The organism is Pantoea sp. GW821-FHT03E06 (assembly GCF_059420725.1).
Genome location: NZ_JBWKUG010000002.1, coordinates 401916 through 420402, shown reverse-complemented (window position 1 = coordinate 420402; position 18487 = coordinate 401916). Strand labels below are relative to the sequence as shown.

The window sequence follows — 18487 nt, the reverse complement described above, 5'->3', positions numbered from 1 at the left end:
AAACAGCGGGATGTCCGGCCAACAGCGGCAGCGCTTCATTAGCGTCAACTTCATATCTATCCGAACCGTAATAGTGGTATTGCGAAGTGATAGGTTTGGCGACCTGGCGATCCTGCGCCACCAGCCATGGCAGCTTATTATCGATATATGGAGTAAAAGGGCAGGGTAACAGAACGTTACCCTGCGAATGGCGTAGTTATCCGCGCATCGGTTCAGCGCGTACCGGCTTATCACCGGCGACAAAGTAATCCGCTTCGCTGCGCGGCAGCGGCTGGCGACCACGAATGTTATCCGCGATTTTTTCACCAATCATGATGGTGGTGGCATTGAGATTGCCGGTGATGATTAACGGCATAATCGAGGCATCGACAACGCGCAGTGCTTCAATGCCGTGCACGCGACCTTCGCCATCAACCACCGACATCTCGTCGTTACCCATCTTACAGGTGCCGCACGGGTGATAAGCGGTTTCGCCGTGGTTACGCACAAACTCATCCAGCTGTTCATCGGTCTGGCAATCCAGGCCTGGGCTGATCTCTTTGCCACGATACTTATCCAGCGCCGGTTGATTGATGATTTGACGCGTGATGCGAATGGCATCGCGGAACTCATGCCAATCCTGCTCATGTGACATGTAGTTGAACAGAATCGCCGGATCGCGACGTGGATCGCGTGATTTCAGGCGTACATGGCCGCGACTTGGTGAGCGCATGGAGCCAACGTGGCACTGGAATCCGTGCGCTTCCACCGCATTCGAGCCGTTGTAGTTAATCGCTACTGGCAGGAAGTGATACTGAATATTCGGCCAGGTAAACTCTTCACGGCTGCGGATAAAGCCGCCGCCTTCGAAGTGATTACTGGCGCCAACGCCGGTGCCGTTAAACAGCCACTCCGCGCCAATTTTCGGCTGGTTCCACCACTTCAGTGCCGGATAAAGCGAAACCGGCTCTTTGCACTCATATTGCAGGTACATTTCGAGGTGATCCTGCAGGTTCTCGCCCACGCCTGGCAAATCATGCACCAACGGAATATCAAACTGTTTTAGCAACGCTGCCGAACCGACGCCAGAACGCTGCAGAATCTGCGGCGAAGCAATGGCACCGGCGCAAAGTAGCACTTCACGACGCGCCTCGACTTTATGCGAGGTGTTGCTGGAACCCAGCAGATACTGCACGCCAATGGCGCGTTTACCGTCAAACAGAATGCGATCGGTGGTGGCATGCGTGATGATCTTCAGGTTCGGACGCGTTTTCGCGGTATCGAGATAGCCGCGCGCGGTGCTGGAACGGCGGCCTTTCGGCGTGACAAAGCGGTCCATTGGACCAAAGCCTTCCTGCTGATAGCCGTTGAGATCGTCAGTGCGCGGATAACCTGCCTGAACGCCCGCTTCAATCATCGCTGCAAACAGAGGATTGTTACCGGGTTTACAGGTGGTAATGCTCACCGGGCCTTCGCCGCCATGATAATCGTTGGCACCGATATCGCGCGTTTCGGATTTGCGATAGTAGGGCAGACAGTTGAGATAGCTCCAGCTCTCGAGGCCAGGTTCCTTCGCCCAGTTGTCCAGGTCCATGGCGTTACCACGGATGTAACACATGCCGTTGATCAACGATGAACCGCCTAAACCCTTGCCGCGCCCGCACTCCATTCGGCGGTTGTTCATGTATGGCTCAGGTTCCGTTTCATATGCCCAGTTGTAGCGTTTTCCCTGCAAAGGGAAAGCCAGCGCCGCAGGCATCTGCGTGCGAAAATCGAAGCGGTAGTCTGGGCCACCCGCCTCTAAAAGCAGCACATTGACGCTGCTATCTTCGGTCAGTCTTGTTGCCAAAACGTTCCCTGCGGATCCGGCTCCGATAATGATGTAATCAAATTCCATTAGTCGTTCCTCAGGTTAAAAGCCAAAATTAAAATACGGACTGAAAACGGGTCATTTCGAGCTGAACAGATTTCACCTGGGTGTAATTCTGCAGCGTCATCAGGCCGTTTTCGCGGCCCACGCCGGAGTGCTTATAGCCACCCACCGGCATTTCAGCGGCGGATTCTCCCCAGGTGTTAATCCAGCAAATGCCCGCTTCAATCTGGTGAATTACGCGGTGCGCGCGGTTAAGATCTTGCGTCACCACACCGGCCGCCAGACCAAAATCGGTCGCGTTGGCGCGACGTACCACTTCGTCTTCGCTTTCGTAAGTCAGAATTGACATCACCGGGCCAAAAATCTCTTCGCGCACGATGGTCATCTCATCGCGGCAATCGGTGAACACGGTCGGCTCCACCCATGCGCCGTTATCGAAGCCCGCGCCGCTTAAGCGTTTACCGCCGCACAGCAAACGCGCGCCTTCGCTAATACCTGATTCGATATAGCGCATGACGTTGTCGCGATGGGGGAAGCTCACCAGTGGACCAAAATTAGTGTCCGGATCGTTCAGGTCTCCCGCTTTAATGCGCGCCACGCGCTCGGTAATTTTTATTTCAAACGCAGACTGCAATTTGGCAGGGATGAACACGCGCGTGCCGTTGGTGCAAACCTGGCCGGAGCTGTAGAAGTTCGCCATCATGGCGATATCGGCAGCGAGATCGAGATCCGCATCATCGAAGATGATCAGCGGTGATTTACCGCCCAGCTCCATGGTGACGTCTTTCAGCGTCGAACCAGCCGCGTTAGCCATCACTTTCTTACCGCTTGCCACGCCGCCGGTGAAGGAGACTTTATCGATGCCCGGATGATCGGTCAGCAGCTGCCCGGTGACGGAGCCGCGACCGTTCACCACGTTAAATACACCATCTGGCACGCCGGCTTCGGTGTAGATTTCTGCCAGTTTCAGCGCGGTCAGCGGTGTGACTTCACTCGGTTTGAAGATCATCGCGTTACCGGCAGCCAGCGCTGGCGCCGATTTCCACAAGGCAATCTGAATCGGGTAGTTCCACGCGCCAATACCGGCAACCACGCCCAGCGGTTCACGGCGGGTATAGACGAAAGAAGTATCGCGCAGCGGAATTTGCTGGCCTTCAAGCGCGGGAATCAAGCCGGCGTAGTATTCCAGAACGTCGGCGCCGGTGACGATATCAACATACTGGGTTTCGCTGAGCGGCTTGCCGGTGTCGAGGGTTTCCAGCGCGGCCAGTTCATCATTGCGTTCACGCAGAATATCCACCGCACGACGCAAAATGCGCGAGCGTTCCATCGCGGTCATCGCCGCCCAGACTTTTTGGCCTTTTTTTGCCGCGGCGACAGCGCGATCAACATCCGCGCGCTCGGCCTCGTGCACTTCAGCGAGTACTTCGCCGTTGGCCGGGTTGATGGTCTGAAAGGTGTTGCCTGCCGCAGCGGGAACTCGTGCGCCATCAATATAAAGGTGTTGCTCGGTGAATCGGGACATGATTTCTCCTTCCTCAGTGATTCTGGTCAGCCAGCTGCTGACGAATGAATTGGGTGGTGAGCGTTCTGGCGATATCCAAATCGAACGGTTTACCGCTTAGCGCGGCGCGCAGCCATAGGCCATCGATCAGCGAGGCGAGACCATGTGCCGCCAGGCGAGCCTTTTCGCGCGGAATCACGCGGCGAAATTCAGCCGCGAGTGTGGAAAACAGTCGACGGCTGCTAACGCGCTCCAGTCGCCCTAGCTGTGGCTGATGCATGCTGCTGGCCCAAAAATCCAGCCAGGCTTTCATCGCGGCGCTGTGCACCTGCGAATCATCAAAATTGCCTTCCACAATCGCTAGCAGGCGCGCTTCGGTACTGGCGTCGGCCAGCGGCTTCAATCGTGCCGCCACGGCATCGCGCAACTGACGGGTAACGTCGCGCATGGTGGCTTCTAACAGACCGTTCTTGTCTTTGAAGTAGTGGCTGATGATGCCTGTCGATACGCCGGCACGTCGTGCTATTTGCACGATGGTGGCGTCGTTGATCCCGACTTCATTAATGGTACTCAGGGTCGCATCAATCAGTTGCCGACGACGTATCGGCTGCATTCCCACCTTTGGCATAACGCTCCAGCTCCACCGCAATGTAAGGACACTATTAAAACTTTTTTTGATTGCACGTTCAATATAAAAAAGAAATTTGTTAGGATGCTGTGCTTGATTTGTTACAGAAACGGAGCGGTTAGTTGAAAGGAACTTAGCAGGTGCGCATTAATGCACACCCTACGAAAACCGCATTTTCCCGCTTAGGATCGCCATTCATTGCGACCAAATCGGGCTTTATTGGCATGAATTACAGGAAATTAACCAGAGGTAATCGATGATTAATCCACCTGCCAGTGAAAAAGACAGAATCAATCCTGTGGTGTTTTACACCTCCGCCGGACTGATTCTGACGTTTTCACTTGTCACGATTTTTTACAGCGAATTAGCGGCCAGCTGGATTCAGACCGCCGTCAATTGGGTCACCTCCACGTTTGGCTGGTACTACATGCTCGCTGCCACGCTGTACATCGTGTTCGTCATTTACATGGCGTGTTCCCGCTACGGCGCGATCAAGCTCGGGCCTGAGCAATCCAAACCCGAATTCAGCTTACTAAGCTGGTCGGCAATGCTGTTCGCGGCCGGTATTGGTATAGACCTGATGTTCTTCTCGGTAGCCGAACCGGTTACCCAATATATGCAGCCGCCGGAAGGTGCAGGGCAGACCATGGAAGCGGCGCGTCAGGCAATGGTGTGGACACTGTTTCACTATGGCGTGACCGGCTGGTCTATGTACGCGTTAATGGGGATCGCACTCGGCTACTTTAGCTATCGCTACAATCTGCCGCTCACCATTCGTTCCGCGCTCTATCCGATATTCGGTAAGCGCATTAATGGTCCGATTGGTCACACGGTAGATATCGCCGCGGTAATCGGCACCATCTTTGGTATCGCCACCACCTTGGGTATTGGTGTGGTGCAGCTTAACTACGGTCTTAATGTACTGTTTGATGTGCCGGAAGGTTTCACCGCGCAGGCGGCGTTGATTGTGCTGTCGGTGATTATCGCGACCATTTCAGTCACCTCCGGCGTAGATAAAGGGATCCGTATTCTTTCGGAACTCAACGTCGCGCTGGCGCTGGGCTTGATCCTGTTCGTATTGTTTATGGGCAAAACGGACTTCCTGCTTAATGCGCTGGTGCTGAACGTGGGGGATTACGTCAATCGCTTTATGGGCATGACGCTCAACACCTTTGCCTTTGATCAGCCAAGAGAGTGGATGAATAGCTGGACGCTGTTCTTCTGGGCATGGTGGGTTGCATGGTCACCGTTTGTTGGCCTGTTCCTTGCGCGTATTTCACGCGGCCGTACCATTCGTGAGTTCGTATTAGGTACGCTGATCATCCCCTTCACCTTTACGCTGCTGTGGCTGTCAGTGTTCGGTAACGCGGCGCTGTACGAAATCATTCACGGCGATGCAGGTTTTGCGCAGGAAGTGATGGCGCATGCCGAACGCGGTTTCTACAGTCTGCTGGCGCAGTATCCCGCCTTTAAGTTCAGTGCTTCCGTTGCCACCATCACCGGTATGCTGTTCTATGTCACGTCTGCTGATTCAGGCTCGCTGGTGCTGGGTAACTTCACCTCGAAGCTGAAAGACATCAACAGCGATGCACCAAACTGGCTGCGTATTTTCTGGTCGATAGCGATTGGTGTGCTGACCATGGGCATGCTGATGACCAACGGCATTTCTGCCTTGCAGAACGCCACGGTGATCATGGGCTTACCGTTCAGTTTCGTGATCTTCTTTGTGATGGCCGGCTTGTATAAATCGCTGAAGGTGGAAGATCATCGCCGCGCCAGCGCCAGCCGCGACACTGCGCCGTATATTCCGGCCAGCAACGATCGTCTGAGCTGGAAGAAGCGTTTATCGCGCCTGATGAACTACCCGGGCACGCGCTATACGCAGAAAATGATGGAAGAGGTGTTGTATCCAGCGATGCAGGACGTGGCGAAAGAGCTGGAACTGCGCGGTGGACGCGTGTCGCTGGAGCGGGCGGAACCGGAGGAAGGGCAGCCGCTGGGCCATCTGGACCTGCGCGTGCTGCTGGGCGAAGAGCAGGATTTCGTCTATCAGATTTGGCCACAACAGTACTCGGTACCGGGCTTTACCTATCGTGCGCGCAGCGGTAAATCAACCTATTACCGCCTGGAAACCTTCCTGCTGGAAGGCAGCCAGGGCAACGATTTGATGGACTACAACAAAGAGCAGGTGATTATCGATATTCTCGATCAGTATGAGCGTCACCTGAACTTTATCCATCTTCATCGTGAAGCGCCGGGCAGCAGCATGACCTTCCCGAGCGTGTAACGGGTGGTCACCTGCCGATGAGCTAAGCACTGAACGACTTTCGTTCGCCATTTGCTACTGAGTCATCATCGCTGTAACGCCTGTAGGGTCGCCATTCATGGCGACCCACTCGCGCAGATTCCCGAATAACAGCTAAGCTTTCAAGCTGATTAAATGGGGGATGAAATGAAATTAGGCTTTGCTTGTAAGTATCTGGATCAACAGGCTACCCAGCCGTTTCCCTTCAAAAGCACCACGCGCACGCGCTTTCTCAGCCTTGACGATGATGCTCGCATCACGCTGCTGAACCAACTTGCGCAGAATAATCTGCAAAACCTCTACCTCACGCTGAACCAGCTGGCAGCGCAACCAGACGCGCTTCGCATGATGCGAATTGGCAGCGATCTGTTACCGCTCTACACGGTCCCGCAAGCTACTCAGCTTTATGGTGAATTGCTGAAGGATCTCGAGCCGTTATTACAGCGCTGCGGTGAGTTGGCGCGCGCCCATAATATTCGCCTGTCATTTCACCCCGGCCAATATACCGTGCTGGCATCAGATAATGAGGGCGTAGTGGATCGCGCGATTGAAGATGTGGAATATCACGCCACCTGCGCCGTGCTGATGGGTTATGGCCGCCAGTTTCAGGATTTCAAAATCAATATCCATATGAACGGGAAAAAGGGGATTGAGGGATTTCGCGCCGCGTTTAGGCGCCTGAGTCCGGCAGCCCGTAATATGCTCACGGTGGAAAATGATGAGATATCCTGCTCGCTGGATGATGTATTACAGGCGCGCCATCTTTGTCCTGTGGTGCTGGATATCCACCATCATTGGGTGAAAGAGAATCAATATATTCAGGCTGACGATGCGCGTATTGAACTGATTAAGGCGTCATGGCGTGATGTGCGGCCGGTACTTCATTATTCAATTGCTCAGGAAGGCATCATTCCCGGGCGCGGTTTTCCCGATCAGCAGGATTTGGCGGTATCAAAGTCGAAACTTCGCGCCCACTCTGATTACTACTTCAATCAAACGTTAAATGATTGGGCGCTGTCGTTTAATGCCTTTGATATTATGTGCGAAGTCAAAATGAAGAATTTAGCACGCGACCGTTTATACCATTATGCAGTCGAGTGCCAGCGCATTACGGTGAGGTAATCACAATCGCTACGCGGCGATTTTGTGCCCGGCCCTGAGCGCTGTTATTACTGGTGACCGGCGCGCTCATGCCGAGGCCGCGCGTGACAATATTGTCGCGTGGGATTGCCGCGCCCTCCGCCCACTGAGCCGCTACGGCGTTGGCGCGTTTCAGTGAGAGCTGTTGGTTATAATCCGCTTTGCCGTAGTTATCTGTATGACCATCAACGCGCACGTGCTTAATGCCGCTAGCCGCCAAATTTCTCGCCATCGTGGTGATGGTACTTTTACTGGCTGGCGTGAGTTCCGACTCGTTCACACCGAACAAAATTTTGTCCGATAAGCCTAACCCCCAGCCTTCGTTATTTTCACTAAAGCCAGCGTGACGCATCGCCGCTATTTGCGCATCGCTGAAGCGCCCCGTTGACTGGCAGCCAACCAGCGCCCATACCACCATCATCAGGAAAAGTTTTCTTTTCATACCTGCACCTTACTTATTCCCTTATTTTTATACATATTCATATCTGCGCGTTCCAGAATCGATTCCACCGTATCGCCGTGCTGTGACCAGGCATAGCCGATGGTTACCGAGGTGGTTATCTGAGTGCCTTCCGCAACCACAATTTTTTGGCTAATCGCTTCGTGAATATCCTGCAATAGCAATTGAAGCTGTGCTTCACTTACCCGGCTGGTGATTAACATGGCGAACTCATCGCCCCCAAGTCGTGCCACTAAATCATTTTTATAAGCCAAAGCGGAAAGGCGTGATCCGACGGTTTTCAGAACCTCATCACCGGCTGCATGTCCCCAATTGTCATTAATACTCTTAAAGCGATCGCCATCGAGGAACAGCAGGGCAAAACGCTCTTTCGCGAACTGCCGATCGAGCAATTGCGATAGGCGGGCCACAAAAGCGGCGCGGTTAGCCAGGCCGGTTAACGGATCTTCCAGGGCTTTAGCCGCCAGCGACTGATTGTCACGTAGCAGCGAAGCCTGCAACGTTTGCATCTCCGTCAGCAGCGAATTGAGGTCGTCGGAGAAAAGCTGAAACTCCCGGGTTGGGCTTTCCGGAATACGTAATGAAAAGTCACCGGAGCGAATCACGTAATGAATTGAGCTGGTGATATTGCGCAATGAGGCGAGCATGCCGCGATGCAAAAACTCACTCAACAGGAAAGAGATAATCAATACGCACAGCATGCCGCTGGTTAAAATCATCAGCGAGTAGCGGATAAATTCGGCCGCACCGGTAACGGTGCCCTCAAGCGTCAGCGTGCCGACAGTGGCTTCCGCGTGGTTAATGTTGACGCTAAGCGGTTTGACGTAAATCCATTCACGCAATAAACGCGGATACCAGCCGTTCTCTTGCTGATGATCGTGCCACTCCACCAATACAGTGTGATCATCAGTGACCAGTTTTGCCGAGTCAAACATTCCTTCTTCACCCAGGCGCGCAATTTTATTATGCGCATCGTAACTGTCTTCAAATACCGTAGCGGCGGTGAGCGTGGTGCTCAGCGTCGCAGCAATCAGTTCCAGATTGCGCTTTTCGTAGTTTTTTATAAACAGTAACGACGTTGAAGAGAGCAGCAGCCAGCACAGCAATAAAATAACGGCAGAATTGATGGTGCTAATTTTGCGCAACTTATTGCGTATCGATGATTTGTCATTTCTTATTTTATCGAGTTTCATCTTATTTGCTTCCATTGCGGGACAGCAACAGCACATCTGGGCTTACCCTGACGCCACTCCGCGCCAGTGAATCAAGATTGACTGAAAATAGCGTGTGGTCAGCATTGAAGATCAGACAAAATGCGGCACCAATCGTACAATCTGTATTGTTTTCAGCCAGGGTAAGCACCGGTTTCCCGCTGAATTGCTTAGCAATTTCCAGCTGTTGTTGTGGCGTCTGTTCGCCGAAATAGACCGCATCGCAATCTTGCGTCGCCAGCTCGCTCTGGCTGGTCAAATAGACCACCTTAAACAGCGCTGCATTGGAGGCGGTATTTTGCGGCAGCGAGAGATGCTGCGCGGATGAAAATACGCAAAGTTGCGGTGCGCGCGTTAAACCCGGCCAGTGCGTAAAGCTAATAATGCCGCTGACGATCCGGTTAGCTTTATCGTCTTTAATTTCGGCAAAAGCAGAGTGTGAAATAAACAGCAGCAGAAAGATGGCATGGATAAAAATTTTACAGGCGTGGATCAGGGATAATTGCCAGTTGGCTTCCCAATAAGCGTGTTGTTTACATAACATCCTGCGTTCCTGGTCATTCTTGGCATCGTTCTGCGCCTGATTAAGCGGGTAAATAGTACCATCGCCGGTTTTAAAAGAGTACTGGGGTTGGCCGCTCGCGCTGATCGGGTCGCCACAATCAATGGCAGCGAGCGGAGTGGCTACTCGTCCAGGCGGGAGGCGCTTTGGTAGATGAAGAGATAATCTGGCACAGGAAACCTCTTTTCTCTGCGCGAAATAATTTTATGGAAATCCCACCGGAATGAGCATGTTTCAACAAAGTGTGATCCAGCACACATTTATTTGTCTGATAACAGATCCTCGTAAAAATCGTCTCAGGCGCGATAATTGTGCAAAACAGCAGCAATAATGCGCTCCAGCAATCAGATTGCATTAGCAGTCCTTACACGTTATCCGCGCAAAGCATGCGGTTTAAGAACATCTTTTTTTATTGCGAAACATTTTGTCGTATTTATCGAGGTGAGGCTTTTTTACATTCTGGCAGGATACGCAGCACTCGTACTTCCTGGTCTTTGTGTGATGCAGTGGTTTTCAAAAAACGCCGTTTTTTTTGCTGTAAAAACCTCTCTGGCCGCCTTCCTGGCATTGTATCTCGCACTGGAATTGAATCTGGATAAGCCGGCCTGGGCAGTGACCACGGTCCTGCTTGCGTCGCAGCTCTATTCCGCCTCAACCATTTCCAAATCGGTGTTTCGATTACTCGGCACCTTGCTGGGTGGCGTATTTATCTTCTTTATTTTTCCGCCAACCGTGCAACATCCATTGTTGTTCTGTTTCTGCGTCTCGCTGTGGGTGAGCGTTTGCTTGTATCTGTCGCTGCATGACCGTACACCAAAAAGTTATATTTTCATGCTGGCCGGTTACAGTGCAGCAATCATGGGGTTCCCGGAAGTCACCACGCCGCTCTCTATCACCAGCACGGTTATCTCGCGTATAGAAGAGATCACGTTGGGTATTGTCTGCAGCAGCCTGGTGCATGCGCTGTTATTTCCGGTCTCGATGCGCAGCCTGCTGGAGCAAAGCGTTAGCCTGTGGTATCTCAACGCGCGCAAATTATGCAGCGATCTGCTCTCCGGTATTCCCAGCGACACATCGCCTGAGCGCGACGATATCCTCATCCGCATGGCAACCAACCCGCAGCAGGTGGAAGTGCTGATTACCCACTGCGTCTATGAAGGCGATGCCGCGCGCCGGTTAATTCGTCTGGTCAGCGTACAATACCAACATCTTTCCTATTTAATCCCGACGCTCACGGCGATTGAGCTGCGTTTACAGCGGTTATCTGCGCTGCAAATTACTTTCCCGGAAAATGTGGCGCTAACTTTTCAGCTGTTTTTGCAATGGCTACATGATGGCGAAGCGGTGGGTGAAACCAGTGGCATTCAGCAGACGCTGAGTGGCTGTCAGCAGGAACTCAATGCCACATGGCAAAACGGGGAGATGCCCACGGAAACCTGGCTGCTGTTGACCGGATTACTTGAACGACTGACGGATTTTGTGCGTATTGCCGGTGCGTATCAAAGCGTAAGTGGTTTGGTCAGCGATTTGTCAGGCGACACCACGCTGGCACGGGGCAAACGCACGCATCGCTTTTTTGATAAGGGGCTGATCCGGCTCTCCGCGTTAACCGCATTTTGCGCAACCTTCGGTTCCTGCCTGTTATGGATGGCCTCGGGTTGGCGCGATGGCGCGTCGGCGCCGGTAATGGCGGCCATCCTGTGCTCATTGCTGGCCAGTGTGGATACGCCGCTAACCTCGATGAAGCTGTTTGTGCGTGGCGTCATCGTAGCCATTGTTATCAGCGTGATATACGTGGCGCTGCTGTTACCGCAAGCCACCTCATTTGAAGCGTTAATCATTTGCCTGGCACCTGGCCTGATGATGCTTGCGCTGATGATTGCGCGGCCTTCGACCAACATGATTGGCCTCAGCGTCGCGATTCAAATTCCCGGTTTCATTGGTTTGGGTCACCATCTAAAACCGGATTTGGTATTGCTGATCAATAATGCGATTGCCTCGATGGCCGGCGTGATGTTTGCGGTTATCGTAACAGCCATCATGCGCAACAAACGACCTTCCTGGACCGCACGCCGCGCAGTGCGGCAAGGCCTGCGCGAGCTGTTACGCTTTATTAAAGAGACCGAACGTAATGGCTCGTCGCTGCTGGGACGCCAACGCTTTATCAGTCTGATGTTGGATAAAGTGAATGTGGTACTGCCGCGTTTGCGTCTGGATCCGCATCCCGATATGCGTTCAGCCGGAATGTTGCTCAAAGAAGTGTGGTTGGGCGTAAACAGTTTTGACTACTACGCGCGGCACAAAGCGCTTCTGCAGCAATATCAGCTGGATAGCGGACAGATGTTTCATGAACTGGCGCTGTTTCTTAAACGCAGGCTGAAATCCTTGCAGACGCCGCCGCACGCTGACTTGCAAGAGGAACTGGATTTGCTGCTGTTGATACTGGAGCAGTTGGCAAAAAGCGATGAAAGGGTGCTAACACCCTTGTTCCATCTGTTCAGCGTTCGGTTGTATCTGTTCCCGCAGCAAGCGTGGCCGGTGGCGACGCCGCGTCAGGTGGAGATTATTGCGCGACGTCGTTTTATTCACACAAAGTCAGGTGCACGCTAATGCGCACGCGTTAGATCGATTCCAGATTACGCCCGTTGCTGGCAATCACCTGTTTGTACCACCAGAACGATTTTTTGCGGATACGCTCAAGGCTGCCGTTGCCTTGATCGTCACGATCAACATAGACGAAGCCATAACGTTTACTCATTTCACCGGTCGATGCCGCCACTAAATCAATGCAGCCCCAGGTGGTATAGCCAATCAGCGGAACACCATCAGCGATGGCGTCGCCCATCGCCTGAATATGCTGCTTAAGGTAACTAATGCGGTAATCATCGTTAATTTCGCCGTCAGCATTCATTTCATCGTGCGCGCCTAATCCGTTTTCTACCAGGAAAAGCGGCTTTTGGTAGCGGTCATACATCATGTTCATGGTGATGCGCAGACCAAGCGGATCGATGCCCCAGCCCCACTCGCTACGCGGCAAGTGGGGATTGGTAAGTGATTTCACCACATTGGCGGCGCTGCTGTTTTGCTCATTCATCTCAGCCGACGCACAGCGCGAGGCATAATAGCTGAAAGAGACAAAATCAACCGTGTGACGCAGCGTGGCGGCGTCTTCGGGCTCCATCGCAATTTCCACGCCTTTTTCCCGAAACACGCGAGCGGTATAAGAAGGGTAGGCCCCGCGCGCCTGCACATCGATAAAGAAAAGATTTTCGCGATCTTTTTCCAGTGCTGCCCAAACATCTTCCGGCTTGCACGACCACGGATAAAAATTGCCGCCTGCCAGCATGCATCCCACCTGATTAGCGGGATTGACCTCATGCGCAATTTTCGTGACCAGCGCACTGGCTACCAGCTCATGATGCGCCGCCTGATACTTCACCTGTTCCGGATTTTCATCAGGCTCAAACACCAAACCCGCGCCCGAAAAAGGACTGTGCAGGAGAATGTTGATCTCGTTAAAAGTCAGCCAATATTTCACCAGACCGTCAAACGCTTCAAAGCAGGTACGCGCGTAGCGGCTGAAAAAAGCGATCATTTTGCGGTTGCGCCATGAACCGTATTCCGTCACCAGATGCATTGGCACATCAAAGTGGCTTAGCGTTACCAGCGGCGTGATGCCGTATTTCTGACACTCTTCAAACAGGCTACGGTAAAAAGCGATCCCTTCTTCATTCGGCGTCAGTTCATCGCCTTTTGGGTAAATACGGCTCCAGGCTATCGAGGTACGGAATACGGTAAAACCCATTTCGGCCATCAGCGCAATATCGTCCTGGTAGCGACGGTAAAAATCGATGGCGTCATGACTGGGATAGTATTCATCGCTGCGCAGCGCAAAGCGCTTCTCCAGGCCCAGCTTTACCGGCATGCGGTGTGCACCATGGGGAATCATATCCACCGTGGTTAAGCCTTTGCCGCCGGCCAGATAGCTCCCCTCAGACTGATTAGCGGCTAATGCGCCGCCCCATAAAAATCCCTCTGGAAATGTCACTGCAGACATAAAAACCTCATTTACACCTTGGATAAATTAACGTTGGCTGGCTTAGCGTTCTCTGCCACAGCTTTTGCCGGTGCATTCTCGGTTACCGGAATATCTTCAAAGCCCAGAATCAACGTAAGCACGAAGGAGAGCACCACGGAAAGCACCATCACGCCACCAACCCACACCATGCTCATCGGATTGCCAGGGTCAAAAAATTGTACGCTGGTAAACAAACCTGGTGAGGCCATCGAATGGCTGGCAAGCCCGCCAATGCCGGCTACCGCGCCGCAAATAAAGCCGCTTATCAGGCTGGCGATCAGGGGACGTTTGAGGCGAACCGCCACGCCGTACAGCGCCGGTTCGGAGATGCCCGCTATAATCGCCGACGCTGCTGCGGCAAACGCCGTCTGGCGCAGTTCCGGATTTTTGGTTTTAAACGCTACCGCCAGCGAAGAGCCGCCAAGCGACAAATTGGCACCGATTTCTGAAGGCATTACCATGCCTTCTTTACCCGTTTCGGCAATGGTTTGGATAATGGTGGGGGTGAACACACGATGCATGCCGGTCATCACCAGCAGCGGCCACAGCGCGCCCATAATGGCCACTGAAAGCCAGCCAAGATAGCCGTGAATGGTATAAACCAGCGCCGAGATACCGCTACCAATCCAGATGCCGAGTGGACCAATTAGCACAATGGCGATCGGTGCCGCTACCAGCACAATCAGCATTGGCTTGAGGAAATTTTTTGTCACTGCCGGTGTGATGCGATCAATCCAGTACTCGATATGTGACAAGATCCAGGTCATTACCAACGCCGGGATTACCGTGTAAGTATATTTCACCGCCGTAACGGGGATATAGGCGAACTCAACCGCCTGACCCTGCGCGGCTTTGGCCATCAAATCAATAAAGTTGGGATGAACCAGCACGCCGGCAATCGCAATCGCTAATGACATATTGGTTTTGAATTTGAGCGCCGCCGAGGCCGCCACCATAATCGGCAGGAAGAAGAAGGCACCATCACCAATGACGTTAAGGATTGCCAGCGTAGACGAACCTTTTGCCAGTACGCCGCTCATCTCTAACACCATCGCCAGCAGTTTGACCATCGAACCGCCAATGATCGCCGGAATCAGTGGCGACATGGTGCCCACCAGCGCGTCGAGAATCCCGGCACCGATGCTGCGCAGGGTGATTTTGCGTTTTAACGGCGCGGCACCATCGCGGTTGGGCGTACCGAGCTTCAACACTTCCTGATAGGCGAGGTTAACGTTATTTCCAATGATCACCTGACATTGGGCATCGGTATGGACGACGCCCATCACGCCGGGAATGGCCTTCAGCGTGGCGTTATCAATCTGCGCGCTATCTTTCACCACAAAGCGCAGACGCGTCATGCAGTGCGTTACCGCTTCGATATTGTCTAACCCGCCGAGCGAAGCCACGATGGCGCGTGAGACTTCCGCATAATTTTTAGCCATGGATTTTTGGTCTCTGTTTTTTTAGGTAGAAGTACAGCCGCCTTCTGTATGATTTATCATCATGAGAAACCGGTTTCACAAAATCATGAAGATGTGGGTTTTCACAGGCAAGAAATTTAAATTTTAATGATCGGAAATGTGAAGTTGATCGGATCGAGCAGAACCGTAAATTCGTCGCGGCAGCAGAAAAATTGCCGCACAATTCGCAGCTTAGGTACACTGCGGCAATGAGCATGGAAAAAGAGTGAATCATGGCGACCATACTTGAGGTGGCAAAAGTAGCAGGCGTCTCCAAAGCGACGGTGTCGCGCGTGTTATCGGGCAATGGCTATGTCAGTCAGGAAAAACGGGAAAAAGTGTTTGAGGCGATAGCCGCAACGGGTTTTCGCCCTAATTTACTGGCGCGTAACCTTGCGACCAAATCGAGCCAAACGATTGGATTGGTGATCACCAACACCTTGTATACCGGTAGCTATTTCACCGAATTGATGCAGCACTCCGCACGCCTGATGGAACAGCAGGGGCGTCAACTGCTACTGGTGGATGGCAAACACAGTGCTGAAGAGGAGCGTGCAGCCATTCAATTCCTGCTCGATCTGCGCTGTGATGGGGTAATCATCTATCCGCGTTTTCTCACCACGGATGAGATGGACAACATCATTGCCCAGCATAACCAGCCGATATTGGTGATCAACCGCCGCCTGCGTCAGCACGACAGCTATTGCATCTATTCCGATCAGCAGCGCAGCAGCGCCGAAGCGGTGGAGCAATTAATTGCTCTGGGCCATCGCGATATTGCGTTTATCACCGGGTCGCTGGATTCTCCTACCGGACGCGAGCGTCTGGCGGGCTACAAAGCGGCATTGCAGAAACAGGGCATTGCGGTTGATGAAGGGTTGATCGTGGCGGGCAAATGGCAAGCGCAAAACGGCATGGCGGCGGTAAACACGCTTGTTGCGCAGGGGCGCAATTTCACCGCGCTGGTTGCCAGTAACGACGATATGGCCGTGGGTGCGCTTAAAGCGCTGGCACAACATCAGATTGCCGTGCCCGCACAGGTTGCCGTGATTGGATTCGATGATATTCCGCTGGCGCCTTTTACTATTCCTGCACTGTCGAGCGTAAAAATGCCGGTCACCGAGATGATTCAGGAGACCATCGAACGTTTGATTGCGATGCTGGACGGCGGTGAAATGCGTAATGATAAAATGTTTAGCGGCGAGCTGATTGTGCGGGAATCAATGGGGCCCGGGCCTCATAACAATTTGTGATGGATTAAGTAAAATTTGGCAATGTATCAGTTTCCATCCTGTTATTTCACCGATGGCCAGTTATTACTCTGCTAATAAATGGCTTTATTATTTTTACGCATTAAAAAACAAAATTGATAAAATGCAATGGGAAAAGGGTTTCCTCCACAATGTCCGTTAATTTATTGAGGCCAGTAAACAGCAAACAACGCCGCAATTATTTGTTAGGTTATGTTCTCATTCCATTCCTGCTTAATCAGAATTAGTCTTATTGCTAATAAAAGTTACGTGGTGTTAATTTGAGTTAACTCACCAGTCATCTTTCCTGAGGGAATTATGCACGCACGTATAACGCATCTTGATGGAATGCGCGGTTTAGCGATTCTCATGGTTATTGGTTATCATGCCTACGCACGATGGGCGGAATTATTACCCTATGCCACTGCTACAGAGCATATTCCCGTTTTTGCTTATGGTTGGCTTGGTGTGGAATTATTCTTTATGATCTCTGGCTTCGTCATTTTTATGACGCTGGATAAATCGGTTAGCTACATCAGTTTCCTAAAAAAACGCTGGCTGCGTCTTTTCCCTGCCATGTTTATTGCCAGTATGTTGTTGTACTTTGTCGGCGGACTCTTTCCCGAATGGTCAGCGATGACGCCGCAGGTCAAAAACCTGCTGCCCGGCCTGATATTTACCAATCCAGAAACGCTGTCGCAGTTAACCGGCATTGAGTTTAAATCGATGGCGGGTTCGTTCTGGTCGCTTTATGTTGAAGCCGTTTTTTATCTTATTATCGGTGCCATCTATTTTACCTTTGGGCGTAAATATTGCTTACCAGGATTGCTGGTACCCATGCTGCTGCTGTCTGCCTCTTCGGTATTGAAGTCGTTGGGCTATCCTCTGTTTATAGATGTTATTGCCAAGTTCGGTTTTATCCATTACTCATGGTTTATGGTAGGCTGCCTGGTTTACGAAAGAATGCACGGGCGCGATAAGCTGTTGCATTACGCCATTGTGGCGTTCGCGATGCTGATTAATTTCAGCTATTACGTTAAGAATGCCGGCGTAATGACAATTATTCCTTTGCTTGTCGTCATGCTGTTTTTTATTGCCAGTTTCTATTTTAAACAGATGGAGCGTATACTCTCCGTGCGTTTTTTCACGGCGATTGGTTTTGCCAGCTACGCCTTCTATCTTATCCATGAAAACTTAATGATCGCTACGCTAATTAAACTGAATGTTTATATTAAGAGTGAGGGGGTCATGCTATTCATGCCGATTGTTGTGGCTACCGTGCTGTATTATATCGCATTTCTGATCACCAAATATGCAGAGCCAACGTTGAGAAATATGCTTAAAGGCAAGCGCGTGCCTGCGGCACCGCAATCGGGGGCGGGAGCTTAATACTTCAGCCTGATTGGTTTGGTCTTTCTCAGGGTGCGCTTTTAGGCGCACCGGTCGCTTTCGTCTGCGCATCAGATGTTTACCACCGCCATTTAGTCCTTTCATCCCTCCTTCGGAATTTCTAAAGCAACACCTCGGTTAATGCTGTTTTCACTGTTTCAGGCCGCAGGGTATATCTGACGTAAATCTTTCACTGTTAGCAGGCTGACATGAGCACACATACGCGCATTCGTAAATTCAACACCAAAGAGACGTATCCCAATCAGGCTCTGGATAACGATCTTTGCCAGGCCGTTCGCGCCGGTAATACCGTTTATGTCCGCGGGCAGATAGGCACTGACTTTGCGGGCAATCTGGTGGGGTTAGGCGATCCTGCCGCGCAAGCCGAACAAGCGATGAAAAATGTCAAACAGCTGCTGGAAGAAGCGGGCAGCGATTTGTCGCATATCGTGAAAACCACCACTTACATTATCGATCCGCGCTATCGCGAGCCGGTGTATCAAGTGGTGGGCAAATGGTTGAAAGGGGTGTTTCCCATATCAACTGGCCTGGTGATTTCCGGCCTCGGCCAACCGCAATGGCTAATGGAAATAGATGTGATCGCCGTGATCCCCGACGACTGGCAGCCAGCAGAAGGAGCATGAATTA

Annotated in this window: 14 protein-coding genes; 6 read left to right on the top strand and 8 right to left on the bottom strand. The window is 52.1% G+C overall.

The features are described 5' to 3' along the window. Positions 1-196: 196 nt before the first annotated feature. From betA to betI, 3 genes are read right to left on the bottom strand one after another with little or no spacing between them, the layout of a single operon-like run. On the bottom strand, positions 197-1876 hold the full coding sequence (betA, locus tag AC07WB_RS21440; protein ID WP_097097942.1) for a choline dehydrogenase: 1680 nt from the start codon (positions 1874-1876) through the stop codon (positions 197-199). A 28-nt stretch (positions 1877-1904) separates the two neighbouring features. Further along, positions 1905-3377 carry a betaine-aldehyde dehydrogenase gene (betB, locus tag AC07WB_RS21435; RefSeq protein ID WP_494941283.1) on the bottom strand — a complete coding sequence of 491 codons (1473 nt, stop codon included), beginning with the start codon at positions 3375-3377 and terminating at the stop codon, positions 1905-1907. Positions 3378-3390: 13 nt separating this feature from the next. After that, positions 3391-3984 carry a transcriptional regulator BetI gene (gene betI / locus AC07WB_RS21430; protein WP_097097940.1) on the bottom strand — a complete coding sequence of 198 codons (594 nt, stop codon included), beginning with the start codon at positions 3982-3984 and terminating at the stop codon, positions 3391-3393. A gap of 256 nt (positions 3985-4240) precedes the next feature. On the opposite strand from betI, the gene AC07WB_RS21425 reads away from it, so the two are divergent. Together AC07WB_RS21425 and uvsE are read left to right on the top strand one after the other, a co-directional pair. Beyond that, positions 4241-6271 (top strand): choline transporter, encoded by a 2031-nt coding sequence (locus AC07WB_RS21425; protein WP_097097939.1) that lies wholly within the window; start codon positions 4241-4243, stop codon positions 6269-6271. Positions 6272-6436: 165 nt separating this feature from the next. Continuing rightward, a complete protein-coding gene (gene uvsE, locus AC07WB_RS21420; RefSeq protein ID WP_494941282.1) occupies positions 6437-7411 on the top strand; it encodes a UV DNA damage repair endonuclease UvsE in 975 nt (324 codons plus the stop codon). On the opposite strand, the gene yfiB is transcribed toward uvsE, so the two are convergent. From yfiB to yfiR, 3 genes are read right to left on the bottom strand one after another with little or no spacing between them, the layout of a single operon-like run. Next, positions 7398-7871: an outer membrane lipoprotein YfiB gene (yfiB, locus tag AC07WB_RS21415; RefSeq protein ID WP_494941281.1), complete on the bottom strand. Its 474-nt coding sequence runs from the start codon at positions 7869-7871 to the stop codon at positions 7398-7400. The genes uvsE and yfiB overlap by 14 nt on opposite strands. Continuing rightward, complete coding sequence (dgcN, locus tag AC07WB_RS21410; RefSeq protein ID WP_494941280.1) at positions 7868-9082, bottom strand: diguanylate cyclase DgcN/YfiN; 1215 nt, start codon at positions 9080-9082, stop codon at positions 7868-7870. Before dgcN ends, yfiB begins: the two co-directional genes overlap by 4 nt. A gap of 1 nt (position 9083) precedes the next feature. Beyond that, on the bottom strand, positions 9084-9644 hold the full coding sequence (gene yfiR / locus AC07WB_RS21405) for a regulatory sequestration protein YfiR (protein WP_400457685.1): 561 nt from the start codon (positions 9642-9644) through the stop codon (positions 9084-9086). 519 nt (positions 9645-10163) lie between these two features. Between yfiR and AC07WB_RS21400 the strand changes: the two genes are divergently transcribed. Beyond that, positions 10164-12272, top strand: a complete 2109-nt coding sequence (locus tag AC07WB_RS21400) for an FUSC family protein (protein WP_494941279.1) — start codon at positions 10164-10166, stop codon at positions 12270-12272. Between the two features lie 10 nt (positions 12273-12282). On the opposite strand, the gene AC07WB_RS21395 is transcribed toward AC07WB_RS21400, so the two are convergent. Both AC07WB_RS21395 and ascF read right to left on the bottom strand, forming a co-directional pair. After that, entirely contained in the window at positions 12283-13719 is a 1437-nt protein-coding gene (locus AC07WB_RS21395; protein WP_494941278.1) for a 6-phospho-beta-glucosidase, read from the bottom strand. An 11-nt stretch (positions 13720-13730) separates the two neighbouring features. Further along, positions 13731-15182: a PTS cellobiose/arbutin/salicin transporter subunit IIBC gene (gene ascF, locus AC07WB_RS21390; protein ID WP_494941277.1), complete on the bottom strand. Its 1452-nt coding sequence runs from the start codon at positions 15180-15182 to the stop codon at positions 13731-13733. A gap of 251 nt (positions 15183-15433) precedes the next feature. Here ascF and AC07WB_RS21385 point away from each other — a divergent pair, with 251 nt between their 5' ends. From AC07WB_RS21385 to AC07WB_RS21375, 3 genes are all read left to right on the top strand, one after another. Then, the gene (locus tag AC07WB_RS21385; protein ID WP_494941276.1) at positions 15434-16453 is read left to right on the top strand and encodes a LacI family DNA-binding transcriptional regulator; all 1020 of its coding nucleotides are present in this window, start codon (positions 15434-15436) and stop codon (positions 16451-16453) included. Between the two features lie 315 nt (positions 16454-16768). Next, positions 16769-17839, top strand: coding sequence for an acyltransferase family protein (locus tag AC07WB_RS21380; protein ID WP_494941275.1), 1071 nt, complete (start codon positions 16769-16771; stop codon positions 17837-17839). A gap of 209 nt (positions 17840-18048) precedes the next feature. Further along, positions 18049-18483 (top strand): RidA family protein, encoded by a 435-nt coding sequence (locus AC07WB_RS21375; protein WP_097097929.1) that lies wholly within the window; start codon positions 18049-18051, stop codon positions 18481-18483. Positions 18484-18487: the final 4 nt, after the last annotated feature.